General features: G+C 45.8%; 12 protein-coding genes. 6 read left to right on the forward strand and 6 right to left on the reverse strand.

What is annotated here, in order from left to right:
- Positions 1–93: 93 nt before the first annotated feature.
- The 5 genes from IQ217_RS01595 (at position 94) to IQ217_RS01615 (ending at position 6,226) form a co-directional block, all read left to right on the forward strand.
- Entirely contained in the window at positions 94–1,341 is a 1,248-nt protein-coding gene (locus tag IQ217_RS01595; RefSeq protein ID WP_190598381.1) for a glycosyltransferase, read from the forward strand.
- 260 nt (positions 1,342–1,601) lie between these two features.
- On the forward strand, positions 1,602–2,882 hold the full coding sequence (locus tag IQ217_RS01600) for an HlyD family efflux transporter periplasmic adaptor subunit (protein ID WP_194018670.1): 1,281 nt from the start codon (positions 1,602–1,604) through the stop codon (positions 2,880–2,882).
- Between the two features lie 155 nt (positions 2,883–3,037).
- The gene (gene devC, locus IQ217_RS01605; RefSeq protein WP_190598383.1) at positions 3,038–4,207 is read left to right on the forward strand and encodes an ABC transporter permease DevC; all 1,170 of its coding nucleotides are present in this window, start codon (positions 3,038–3,040) and stop codon (positions 4,205–4,207) included.
- Positions 4,208–4,261: 54 nt separating this feature from the next.
- A complete protein-coding gene (locus tag IQ217_RS01610; RefSeq protein WP_194018671.1) occupies positions 4,262–4,939 on the forward strand; it encodes an ATP-binding cassette domain-containing protein in 678 nt (225 codons plus the stop codon).
- Positions 4,940–5,020: 81 nt separating this feature from the next.
- A complete protein-coding gene (locus tag IQ217_RS01615) occupies positions 5,021–6,226 on the forward strand; it encodes a hypothetical protein (protein ID WP_194018672.1) in 1,206 nt (401 codons plus the stop codon).
- Positions 6,227–6,393: 167 nt separating this feature from the next.
- On the opposite strand, the gene IQ217_RS01620 is transcribed toward IQ217_RS01615, so the two are convergent.
- The 5 genes from IQ217_RS01620 to acr3 form a co-directional block, all read right to left on the reverse strand.
- Positions 6,394–7,041, reverse strand: a complete 648-nt coding sequence (locus IQ217_RS01620; protein WP_194018673.1) for a cofactor assembly of complex C subunit B — start codon at positions 7,039–7,041, stop codon at positions 6,394–6,396.
- A 52-nt stretch (positions 7,042–7,093) separates the two neighbouring features.
- The gene (rpaB, locus tag IQ217_RS01625) at positions 7,094–7,825 is read right to left on the reverse strand and encodes a response regulator transcription factor RpaB (protein ID WP_190598387.1); all 732 of its coding nucleotides are present in this window, start codon (positions 7,823–7,825) and stop codon (positions 7,094–7,096) included.
- A 127-nt stretch (positions 7,826–7,952) separates the two neighbouring features.
- The gene (gene arsC / locus IQ217_RS01630; protein WP_194018674.1) at positions 7,953–8,348 is read right to left on the reverse strand and encodes an arsenate reductase, glutathione/glutaredoxin type; all 396 of its coding nucleotides are present in this window, start codon (positions 8,346–8,348) and stop codon (positions 7,953–7,955) included.
- Between the two features lie 72 nt (positions 8,349–8,420).
- Complete coding sequence (gene arsH, locus IQ217_RS01635; RefSeq protein WP_476718262.1) at positions 8,421–9,050, reverse strand: arsenical resistance protein ArsH; 630 nt, start codon at positions 9,048–9,050, stop codon at positions 8,421–8,423.
- An 11-nt stretch (positions 9,051–9,061) separates the two neighbouring features.
- The gene (acr3, locus tag IQ217_RS01640; protein ID WP_190598390.1) at positions 9,062–10,216 is read right to left on the reverse strand and encodes an arsenite efflux transporter Acr3; all 1,155 of its coding nucleotides are present in this window, start codon (positions 10,214–10,216) and stop codon (positions 9,062–9,064) included.
- Between the two features lie 290 nt (positions 10,217–10,506).
- Here acr3 and IQ217_RS01645 point away from each other — a divergent pair, with 290 nt between their 5' ends.
- Entirely contained in the window at positions 10,507–11,637 is a 1,131-nt protein-coding gene (locus IQ217_RS01645; RefSeq protein ID WP_194018675.1) for an SGNH/GDSL hydrolase family protein, read from the forward strand.
- A gap of 469 nt (positions 11,638–12,106) precedes the next feature.
- Here IQ217_RS01645 and IQ217_RS01650 read toward each other — a convergent pair whose 3' ends face one another.
- On the reverse strand, positions 12,107–12,427 hold the full coding sequence (locus tag IQ217_RS01650) for an endonuclease domain-containing protein (RefSeq protein ID WP_190598392.1): 321 nt from the start codon (positions 12,425–12,427) through the stop codon (positions 12,107–12,109).
- Between the last annotated feature and the right edge of the window lie 273 nt (positions 12,428–12,700).

A 12,700-nucleotide genomic window follows, 5' to 3' on the forward strand; every position in this document is an offset into this window, starting at 1 on the left:
AATTGAGCAGAGCCAGGGGGTCTGATCACTAGATAAATACTATATTCATAGTCATCAAAACTGAATTATTTACGGTTACTTTGAGAGAACTCCATGACTCATTTCGGACTGATTTGTCCTCAATCGACAGGCCACCTTAATCCGATGGTTGCACTGGGCAAGGCCTTGTCCAAAAAAGGACATCAGGTAACTCTTTTTTGTGTTGACGACTTTAAAGAGAAATTTCCCCGTTCAGCCATTCAGGTGCAAGTGATCGGAAAAGAAGAATTTCCTAAAGGTACATTACCTGCCTATTTGGAAAAATTAGCTCAACTCGAGGGCATTCAGGCGGGTATGTACACGCGAGATGGCTTGCTGGCCTTTGCCCAGGTCGTTTTGAGGGAAGTTCCCCCTTTTATCAAGTCCCATGGTATCGAAGCATTGCTAGTGGAGCAACTTTGCCCGGAGGCTGGAAGTATTGCGGAATATCTACAAATTCCCTTTATTACTACCTGCGCTATTTCTCCACTTAACTATGAGTTACAAGTCCCTCCTTGCTTCACAGATTGGCCTTTTCAGAAAGAAGGTTGGGCATTAGCGCGTAATCGTATGGGATATTTTGCGTATTATCAGGCCCGTCGTCCAATTCACCAACTTATAGATAAATATCGGCAGGACTGGGACTTACCAGTCTTAAATCATCCTGATGAGGCTTTTTCTTCCATTGCTCAAATTTGCCAAGTTCCCCAGTCATTTGAGTTTCCCCGCCATCAATTACCTCCACAATTTATTTTTACAGGGCCTTTTTTAGATGAATCAAGCCGTCCCCATATTCCTTTTCCCTTTGAAAAGCTAGATGGCCGTCCGCTTATTTACGCCTCCCTGGGCACCACGTTTAATCTCGATCAAACCCTCTTTCAACGAATTGCAACGGCAGTCAGAGACCTCAATGTACAGACAGTGATTAGCCTCGGTGGGGGGTTAAAGTCTGAAGAACTAGATAATATGCCCGATAATGTCATTGTGGTAGATTATGCGCCTCAATTGGAGCTACTCCAAAAAGCTTCACTGACCATCACCCATGCTGGTATTAATACGACTTTGGAGTCCTTGAAAAACGGTGTTCCTTTAGTTGCCCTGCCGGTGGCAGGAGATCAACCGAGTGTAGCGGCTCGCATTGCCTGGACAAAATCCGGTGAAGTTCTGCCGATCGCCCGCCGTTCTTCTCAGAATCTAAGGGCCGTTATTGAGAAGATTTTGGATAATCCAATTTATCGCCAAAACGCTCAACGTATCCAGACTGACATTGAGCAAGCGGGCGGCTTACAGAAAGCAGTGGAAGTTATTGAGAGTTGTGTCTAAATTATCTTCCCTGGCAAACTCCAAAAATTATGAAGATAGTTCGGAACAAAAAAACGAAATCAGGCAACTTAAAATCACCCCTTGTACTATACACACCGGGATGATTGTGTTACCATAGACTAGCCACTTTTACAAAAGGGCGATCGCCGTAGCATTGCAGAGGATTTATCGCAATGAAGTCAGTTTTCCCGAATAATTCCTCAAGCAGCAGGCTCATTGTATTCCTCGTTGTTGGTGTTGTATTCGCAGGGGTCGGGATTTTGGGGTGGTTTAGCTTTCCCCCCGGCAGAGTATCTGATTCTCAGTCCCAGTCTGGTGAAAATAAACAGAGTCAAAGCCCGACAGCAGAGGATCTCAATGGTCAGCAAGCCAATGTATTATCCCGAGTGGCAGCCATTGGTTACCTCGAACCTAAGGGTGAGGTTCGGAGACTTTCTGGTCCCCTTAGTCCCGATGGTAAGGGCAGTCGAGTTGAGCGACTTTTGGTCAAAGAAGGAGAGTTTATTAGCTCTGGACAGGTGGTGGCCCTTCTGGATAACTACGCCACAATGGAATCAAGGGTACGGATTGCTCAGTCGCAACTGCAAACAGCCCAGGCCAAGTTAATGCAAGTACAAGCGGGAGCCAAGCAGGGGCAGATTTCGGCACAAAAAGCTCGATTATCTGGTGTTGTGTCCGAGCTAGAGGGGCAAATTAGCATCCAAAATGCAACCATTCAGCGGATTGCTGCAGAGTTAGCAGGCGAGAAAATTGCCCAAGAAAAATCCATAGAAAAATTGAAAATTGAGTACAACAATGCTAGTTCGGAATGCCAACGTTATCAATCCCTTTTTGAACAGGGAGGTACTTCTGCTTCCGAATATGATCGGTTCTGTTTGGTGCCGAAACAACTAGATCGAGAACTAGCAGAGGCCCAAGCTAATCTGCAAAGAATTATTAGCAGTCGCCAAGAAGAACTTGCGGAGGCCAGAGCAAATCTCAGTCGGACGATGCAAACTCTTAACGATCAACAAAATCAGGCCCTAGGGACTCTAGATGAAATTTCTGAAGTTAGGGGAGTTGATCTGGCCGTCGCAGAAGCCCAGGTGCAGGAAGCAATGGCGCAACTCAAGCAAGCTCAGGCCGAATTTAATTTAACTAAAATTGTTTCCCCCACTGATGGACAAATCCTCAAGATTTATACCTATCCAGGCGAGAGGATTAGTGACAAAGGCATTGTTGAGATTGGACAAACTCAAACAATGTACGTGAGGACGGAAGTCTATGAAACTGATATTATCAATGTCAGAAGGGGTCAGAAGGCCTACATTTCTAATCCGGCTTTTCCTGAGCCACTGGAAGGGGTGGTTGAATCCGTTGGCCATCAAATCGGTCGTCGCACAGTTCTTGATAATGATCCCGTTGCGGATATAGATGCCAGGGTAGTCGAAGTGGGTATCCGCCTGTCGGAGGAGAGTCAAAATAAAATTGATCTTTCACGGCTAACCAATCTTAAGACTCAGGTGATTATTCAAACTAATTCTTCAAAGCTACAAGGCTAAGCAGAAAAAGTAGCTGGTCCGGAAAGACGTCCTTCGAGTAGCTATGTCGTTGATTGGATTGGAGCGGTTAACACCGTGTTTTTTTAGATTAAACTGGTGACTGCCTAGGTTGGAAATAAACATTTGGCACTAAAAAAAATTGTTAGTTTTTTTCTGTGAAGATACCTACTGCTTGGCTTCAACTCAAATTTTATCCACTACGCCTCGTCGTGGCGGTGGCGGGGGTCTGTTTTTCAATATTTTTGATTTTTATGCAATTGAGCTTTCAGGATGCTCTTTTCGATAGTGCCGTATCTTTATACGAGCCTCTGGATGCGGATATTTTTATTCTGAGTAGTCGTTCTTCAGCTTTAATTGCCATGGAAAACTTTCCGGAACGAAGGCTGAGTCAGTCCCTGGCCGTGGAAAATGTTGCGGAAGTAATCCCCCTCTATTTAGGCTTTGCCCAGTGGCGCAATCCGGTGCGAAAAAACTACTGGCGAAGCATTTATATTATTGGCATCGATCCCAGCCAGTCTGTATTTAATTTGAAATCAGTTGAAGAAAACCGCTTTAGACTGCAACTACCAGATACGGTTCTTTTCAATGAGCATTCGCGGGCCGAGTATGGGCCCATCCCAGAGCTTTTTCGACAAAGGGGAGAATTAAAGACTGAAATTGGCGATCGGGGTTCTAGTAATCGTGAAGTGACTGTTGTAGGTTTGTTTCCTTTAGGCATATCCTTTGGTGCCGATGGCACTATTCTTACTAGTGATCTAAACTTCCAGCGGATATTGCCAGGACGTAAAAAAGGATTTATTAATTTGGGGGGCATTAAACTTCAAGACGAAAGTAAACTGGATATCACTCTGGAAGCACTTAGGGATTATTTGCCGAATGATGTAAAAGTTTTTTCCAAAGCAGAGATTTTTGCCTTTGAAAAAAACTACTGGGCCACGGGCAGTCCCATCGGTTTTGTGTTTGCGTTAGGAGTTGGAATCGGGCTGTCTGTCGGCGTGGTGATTACCTATCAAGTGCTCTACAGCAGCATCTCCCAGCATCTGTCGGAATATGCGACACTCCGGGCCGTTGGTTATCGACAGCGCTATCTACTCGGAGTTGTTTTTCAAGAGGCTGTTTTTTTAGCCCTGTTTGCCTACGTTCCAGGTATTATCTTTACGAGTTTTGCCACCAAATTGGCCAGGGATGCCACCAATCTTCCTGTCTATATCGATGTAAACAAAGCAATAATTGTATTGTTACTATCATGCCTTATGTGTTTTGTATCGGGTGGAATTGCCGTTCGTAAACTTCAGGATGCTGATCCGGCGGATGTGTTTTATTAGAATTGAAGCAGTTAATATATCTTTAACTCTAGGATCAATTTCACTTACCTTTGCATGAATGACGCTGTTTTTGTTAGTAATCTCAATCACTATTACGGCCATAGACAACTCCGTCAGCAGGTTCTATTTGATATTAATCTGGTTATTCATGAAGGGGAAATTGTTCTACTAACGGGGGAATCAGGTTCGGGTAAAACGACCCTACTCTCGTTGATCGGCGCACTGCGGAGCATTACTGAGGGAAATGTCCTGGTGCTCAACCGTCAATTATATCGGGCCAATGAGGCCCGATTGGTGGATGTTCGCCGGAGAGTTGGTTATATTTTCCAGTCCCATAATCTTCTCCAATTTATGACGGCTCTGCAAAACGTCAGAATGTCGGCGGAGCTATTGGAAGAACCTCACCTTGGCCCAGCAATAGAGCGGGCCCATCGCATCCTGGATGCTGTCGGTTTAAAATCACGAAAAGACTATTATCCCCACGAACTATCGGGGGGGCAAAAACAACGGGTGGCCATTGCCCGTGCCTTGGTGAATAGTCCGAAGCTAATTTTGGCGGATGAGCCCACTGCATCCTTGGATAGCAAAACCGGTCGGGAAATTATTAATCTCATCCAGCTACTGGCCCATGAACAAGGAAGTGCGGTTCTCCTAGTCACCCACGACAACCGTATTTTTGACATTGCCCACCGCATCCTTAGCATGGAAGATGGCCGTCTGTACGAAACTTAGAGCAGTGTTATAGTGAGAGGAACATAGGACTTGCCGCAAAAAAAGGTCCATGCCGTATATTTTCTATTTACACTGAAAGCCATGGTTTCTGTAACGCCATCTTCTGTCGAAAGTTTGGATTTTAGCCATCTGCGGGGTAAAGAGCGCAAGATCACTCAGATCATCGAAAAAACCTATCATAACAACACGGAATCTGACTACACCGAAAAAATTGAACAGTTGGAAAAAGCTTTCAACTACTCGGTTGAAAAAGACTATTATTGGGGCTCTCCAGAATTGTCATTTTTGTATGGAACCCCCCTCTATGAAAAGGCTTCAGAGTCCCAGAAAAAGGTTCTGAATCACCTTTACTGGATTGGACAGTACAATCTCGTTGCGGCCAGTGAAACAAGCACGATTTTGTTTAATCAGGTTACCGCAAATGTTTTCTTCTCCCTGGGAGGATTTGACTCCCTATGCCACGAGCTTGATCTAGAAACTAATCAGGAACGGTATCATATTCATGCTTTCCAAAATATTGATCGCGTTGTCCAAGAAGGTATTTTTGGGGATGCGGATGTTAACGGGGATCAGTACCGCAAACAAACTCTAGATGTTCTGCGGGATGGAGTTGCTCGATACATGGGATCGGATTTAACGCTGAAATTTCTCAGCTTCAATTGGGGAAGCACTCCATTTCTGGCTTCTCAGTATTACTGTGCTCGATACATTGCCAATATTTCCCTCAAAAACAAAGAGCAAGTTTACTCGTTGCACTGTCGCAAGCTGGAAAACTCTGGCGCCCACGTACCATCGCCGACGGCTATTTCCCGCTATCATCTTTTGGATGAATCATTTCATACTACTATTTCCCAGCTGCTTGGCAAGGAACTTTATAAAGAGTTTGCGAAGCCATCTGCCTACGAAAAGTTTTTGATGAATACGGTCATCTATAACTATCAAAAACATGGAGCTGGTAGCTTATCAGGTTTGGCACCCGGGGCCCCGCTCAAGGATGAGTTATTTATGCCTGTTCTGTATAGTGTCCTTCGATCTTCGGTGTTTGGCATGTCCGCCGCAGAGGCTTTAGTTTGGATCGAAAAATGCTCTTGTACGGAACACCAAGGGTTTCATGTGTCCTTGCAGTATGTCACTCGGCTATTGAATGACTTGCGGCGTTTCTTTTCGAGTATTGATTATTTCTGGCCGGTAAATAAGGAGTGGAGCATCATGGCAGAAGCCCATTCTATTCCAAAAACCTTAAAGGCTAATCGCCGGGCCTTTAACAAATTCGCTAGAACCGTGTAATTAAATTAACTATCCTGATCGTCCATAACTATCAAAAACCTCTCCCAATTTACAGGAGAGGTTTTTTAATCTCTCTTCTCTGGGTCGAATTCCTCGCCACTTGCGGCGCTAAAATGAGGGAATTAGTAAATATATCCACAAAAGTCACTTTCAGCGAATAAAATATCTCATAAAACCCTCACCGTGGTTAAACTATGGGCAATTTTATCGGCAATGCCTGTAACCCAATTTTCATCCTGTTTGGTGTAACTGCGGGGGATATTGGCTCCTAAAATCATCACGCCCCGATCGCCGAGGGGCTGACAGATCAAACCTTGGGTATTGGCTGGTAAATAATCAAATTCCACCCGACCGGGGTAGAGGGGTAAGTTAACTAGATAAACTGGCTTTTGGGTTTTCATTACCCTTTCCACAATGGGCCCTAGTTTCACTTCTGGTTGCCCACTCAAAATGCCCCGGCGCAACAACACCTGGCGATTGTAATAGACCACCATGGTTTGGGTCACCGTATTGGTCAGCAATAAATGGGAGGCCCAGGCTAATTCTGTTTTCAAGTCCTGGGGCAGACTGTCCAGTAAATCAAAACCCTCTTTGCCTTCGAGCACCACCGCTTCCGGTGACTTGGGCTGAATCCGTTGCCAAATTAGCCACACACACACCAGCATGCCCGCCAAGATCACCCCCACCACATCGGAACGGGCTTGGGATGGGGTCAACATCGGTGTGGAAAGGCGGTTAATCAGCAGCAATAAGCCCCCAACAATGCCTGCCCCCAGGGGTAGCAAACGAACAATACGATTGGGATCTGCACTCATGGTGACAATTAACTGGAGGTGGAGTCGAAATCCGCTGGGGGAGTGGGCAGGTTTATGGCTCTTCCCCTGGTTCCAAAATGCGCTGGAAGAGGTAACCGGTGCCCCGGGCAGTGAGAATCAACTCTGGGTTGCTGGGGTCTTCCTCTAGTTTGGCCCGAAGGCGGGAAATATGCACGTCCACCACCCTGGTATCCACATGGCGTTCGGGGGTGTAGCCCCACACTTCCTGGAGAATTTCGGAACGGGAAAAGGGCTCCCCGGAGCGACTCACCAACAGTTCCAAGAGGCTAAATTCCATCCCTGTTAGGCGGATGCGCTCATCCCCTTTATACACTTGCCGCTTGTTGGTATCAATGCGAATGGTGGCAATTTGCAACACGCCCGAACTGGGAATGCCCGGCATACCGTTTTTGTCCACCCGCCTTAGCACGGACCTGATTCTAGCTTCCAATTCCTTGGGGGAAAAGGGCTTCACCACATAATCATCGGCCCCCAGTTCCAAACCGGTAATGCGATCGGCCACATCCCCCAGGGCGGTAAGCATGATAATGGGAATGTCCGATTCTTTACGTAGTTCTTGGCAAACGCCGTAGCCGTCCAGCTTGGGCATCATCACATCCAACACCACCAAATCGGGGTTGCTCTCATGGAAAGTGGCGATCGCCTCTTCGCCGTCGGCCGCCGTCACCACTTCATAGCCAATCATGGATAAACGGGTTTCCAGTATGCGTCGGATGCTGGCCTCGTCGTCGACCACCAATATTCTTTCTTTATTGGTTTCCAAGATCCACAACCCTCCTTTGGTTAACTTGTATAACGATTAGTGAAGTTTCGTGGCACAAAGCCATTTCCCTAAGCATATAGCCAAATTGAGGGTTTAGTATCGTCCGTATCAGTGGGAATGGGGTCGATCAGGCAATTTTGGTAATCAAGTTCTCTACCCGTTCCTTAATTTGTCCCCGCACTGTGCGGAAAACCTCTAGGGACTGACCATCCGGGTCTTCCAGTTGCCAATCCTCAAAAATTTCCTGAGTAACCCACTCCGGCGGTAGATTTACCCCACAGCCACAGAGGGAAATAACTGCATCGTAATCGTCGGCGTTAAAGTTTTCGATGGGATCAGAAGTTTGGTCACTGATATCTATGCCCACCTCTGTCATCATTTCAATGGCAGTGGGATGGACCCGGGAGGATTCTAGACCGCAACTGGTAACGGCTATTTTGCCCGCCCCTAGGGTTTTGGCAAAGCCTTCTGCCATCTGGGAGCGGCAGGAATTACGCTTGCAAACGAACATGACTTTTTTCATGGTTTTAGCTTGGATATTGGTGAAATTATCAGTCGGTAATTTTTTGTGTTTCGGGCCAAACCGACTCCAAAATCATTGGGAATCGGGGGTTCTAGCTTTTCTTTCGCTATGGCGATCGGTCAGATAATCCACCTTATCCCGCAGTAGAAGGGTGAATTTGTACAGTTCTTCCATCACATCCACCACCCGATCCCGATAGGAAGAATCCTTCATGGTGCCGTCTTCGTGGAATTCCTGGTAGGCCTTAGCCACAGAGGATTGGTTGGGAATGGTAAACATACGCATCCAACGACCGAGAATCCGCATGGTGTTGACGGCGTTGAACGATTGGGAGCCACCACTGACCTGCATGACGGCCAGGGTGCGCCCTTGGGTGGGTCGGATGGAGCCCACTTCTAGGGGAATCCAATCAAGTTGATTTTTGAGAATGCCCGTAATGTTGCCGTGCATTTCCGGGGAAGACCAGACTTGGCCCTCTGACCATTGACTTAGTTCTAGGAGTTCTTGCACTTTGGCATGGCTGTCCGTAACTTGGCCCCGCAGAGGCAATTCCCTTGGGTCAAAAAATTTGGTTTCTGCCCCCATGGCGGTAATAATGCGGGCGGCTTCTTCGGCGAGTAAACGGCTATAGGAACGCTCCCGCAGGGAACCATAGAGAAATAAAATCCGGGGAGGATGGTCAAAATTTGTCATTGGGGCGATTGTCTTAACAACTAGTTGCAACCTAATTGAGAATTAGCACAACGGGGATCTAGCAAGGTGGCTTTTTCCGGATCCCTGGGGAACCAAAAGGCGGTTTTTTTGCAAATTTCCACCAGCATCAACATCACTGGTACTTCGATTAACACTCCCACCACGGTGGCCAAGGCGGCCCCAGAATTAAGACCAAATAACATTACAGCGGTGGCGATCGCCACTTCAAAATGGTTACTGGCACCGATCAGAGCGGCGGGGGCGGCATCTTCGTAGCTGAGTTTGAGCTTTAGGCCCAGTGCATAGGTAATGAGAAAAATAAAATTGGTCTGGATAAATAAGGGCACTGCAATTAACAAAATATGCAGAGGATTATTAACAATTAATTCCCCCTTAAAAGCAAAGAGCAAAATTAACGTCAATAACAAAGCCACAATGGCGATCGGGCTCAGGTATTGCAAAAACTGGGTTTCAAACCATTGCTTTCCCTTATATTTCAAAATCCAGTAACGACTGTAAATACCGGCGGCCAGGGGCAAGCCTACGTAAATCAACACCGACAGCACAATGGTCTGCCAGGGTACTGTCAAGTTACTGGCCGACAATAGCCATTTGCCCAAAGGGGCATAGAGAAACAGCATGGCCAGGGAGTTGACCGCCACCATCACCAAAGTTAGGCCCTGATTGCTATAGGAAAGGTAACCCCACATCAAGACCATGGCCGTACAGGGGGCAATGCCCAGCAAAATACAACCAGCGATGTAGGAATTGGCCAATGTCACCTCCTGACCCCGAATGATCTCCGTGGCAGTTAACAGCGGCGCAAACAGATAACCCAGGAAAAATTGGGCAAAAACCACCATGGTAAAGGGTTTAATGAGCCAATTCACCACTAGGGTTAACATCACCGGCTTGGGTGCCTTGAACGCCTGCCGTGCCTGGGAAAAGTCAATTTTCACCATGATGGGATACATCATGAAAAACAAACAGATGGCGATCGGAATGGAAACGTTATAAACACTCCAGGAATCCAAGGTTTGGGCCACGGTGGGTAACAGTTTACCCAGGGCAATGCCAAGGACAATGCAGAGAGCAACCCAGAGAGTAAGGTATTTTTCAAATAAATTGAGTGTTCCCCCAGCCTTAATAGCTTTGGGGTTAATGCGACTGACCATGGCAACCCATCAAAAAAACTTGATGAGAGAACAATACATCAAACAAACTTGATATGTCAACCGCGTCGGTGGGAAGGTCCCCTCGCCCTGATCAGTGGCGATCGCCCACCCAATTGAATGGTTAGATAGTCAGACTGCCAGTCCTAGCTTGATTGAATCATTCCCACACCAAGTAAAATGGGGTCTTGCCAGCTAAAGCCATCATTTCAGCTTGGTCATGCTGATGATTAAAGAATAATTGACAAACTATTTTGTGAAGGTCGCACCGGTCCCATTGCTCCAATAAAACAATGCCTTCAAAAAAAATTACAAAAATATCTCAAAATATTGTCTTGATTTTCGCTTCCATCGCCTTTAGCTTGGTTCTAGCTGAAATTGTCCTCAGACTAACAAATTTAGGCAAATATAGTCTCTACGATCGAACCTTGTTTTTCACCGCACCTTCCCTGGTGCAAGGAAAGGATAAAACAGTTAAATATGAACCAAAAACTGACATTAGAAGCGTTGCTATCTACGGAGACCAGGTTGATTATGATATTACCTATGGCACTAACAATCTCGGTTTTGTCGATAATGTAGATTATGATTTTAATTTAGCATCAACCAAGAAAATTGTCTTTATTGGTGATTCTTTCACCGCGGGAGATGGGAGCAATTATACCTGGGTTAGCCAACTGCGGCAACTTTTGGACCGCCCAGATATTAATCTCTACAACTTTGGCGTAACCGGCACTGGCATTAAACATTTTCAGCAGTTACTCGCAAGTGTTAAAGACACCGTCCGTTTTAACGAAATTAATATCATGGTCATTGGCAATGATTTTTTTCGTCCTTTATGGTATCCCGTGGTGCAAGGGCAAGCCCTCTGGTTTTGTTCCCAAGAAAACGCCCAGGACTGTGTAGAAAAATATCCCCCCGTTATCTATACTGCAGACAAGAATGAGAGCCAAACTGAATTGATTAATCGGGCAAAACAATTATATGAAACGAAGAACCTCCCAGAGCAGAGCAAGCCCAATTTTCTGCAGCAGTTCAGACTATACAACTTAATATGTGATCTGTATAGTTTGGGCAATAATAAGCCATCCTCATTAAACCTTTGTCCCCATCTTAGGTTTGCCCAGGCCAACGAGTATGACAAAAATGAACTATACAAAGATTCCTTAACTACTTTACAGGAAATTAAAGATAGTTTTCCTGATGCAGTTATTCGTGTTGTCCATATCCCGGAAAAAGGAGAAACTTTTAACAATAAATACTCTTTGGAAATCCGTGATGACATCAAGCAAATGGGATTGGAATATGTTCCCTTACTAGAAATCTGCCCTTGGAACCGAGACATGTACCATAAACACGACGCCCATTTTAACGATTTGGGTTACCGTAATCTGACTAACTGTATTTGGGAAAATTTATTTTGAATTTCCTGGCTACCAACGCCTTCCCCTCCCTTTTTTAAAGGGGGGTTAGAGGGGATTGATCACCATTCTCAAAGCATATCTCCATACTCATCCAGTAGGGCGAGGATATCCTCTAATTGTTGTCGATGGGTGGGGTTGGGCTCGAGTTGGTAGCGGATGAGTGCAAGACGGTATTGATTTTCGATTCGAGTTCGGCGAGCCTCTCGTTCTCTTGCCTCAGCTCTTTCATTCTCTGCTCGTGCAAGATCCTCGCTTCTTCGTTGTATTTCTTCAAGTCGGACAAACCCCCGTAGGAGTTGATCCAAGACCACAAACGAGAAAGTAAGCCCGGCGAAGTTGAGGCCGGCCCATTGGGGGATGGGGAGGGTGTAGTTTCGGAAGTAGATGGTGTCATACTTTAATGCTACTCCAGTCAAAAAGACTAGCAGGGAAACAGTTCTCCCCCCTTGAAATGGGGGGTTAGGGGGGATTAAAAAGGCAAAAACTCACAAATACGCTCCCAAACTCCATCCAAATTATCAAGAACTTCCCGGTTAGTAAAACGAATTACAGACAGTCCATAGCTTTCAAGAATACGAGAACGTTGTTGATCATAGGCCAGGTTATCGGGTGAAAAATGGGAATCGCCATCTACTTCAATTACTAACTTTAATTGGGGAATATAAAAATCGACAATGAAATGATCAATAGGACGTTGTCGCCAAACCCGAATGCCACCACGACCAAAGGGCTTAGTACCTTTTAATAGGTTCCAGAGTTTTCGTTCTGCTGGGGTGGAATTTTTACGCATTTTCCTGGCCCGCTCGATCAAGTCGGGATTATAGGGTAGGAAGAAATCACTGTTTTTTAGTTGATTCACTGGTTAGCCCCCCAAGATAACTCAAAGTTTCTTTTATGCAGCCGGAACTTTACTGAGGAAATTTACGGATTTGATCGTAATCTATTTATCCTCTCTAGTTCCTGTTTGTAAAGTTGAGTTGAATCCCCCCCTAGGACCCCTTCAAAATTTAAGTCCCCCTTTACTAAGGGGGATTTAGGGGGATTTCCTTCCTTTATGGAAATA

Source organism: Synechocystis salina LEGE 00031 (assembly GCF_015207985.1).
Taxonomy (GTDB): Bacteria; Cyanobacteriota; Cyanobacteriia; order Cyanobacteriales; family Microcystaceae; genus Synechocystis; species Synechocystis salina.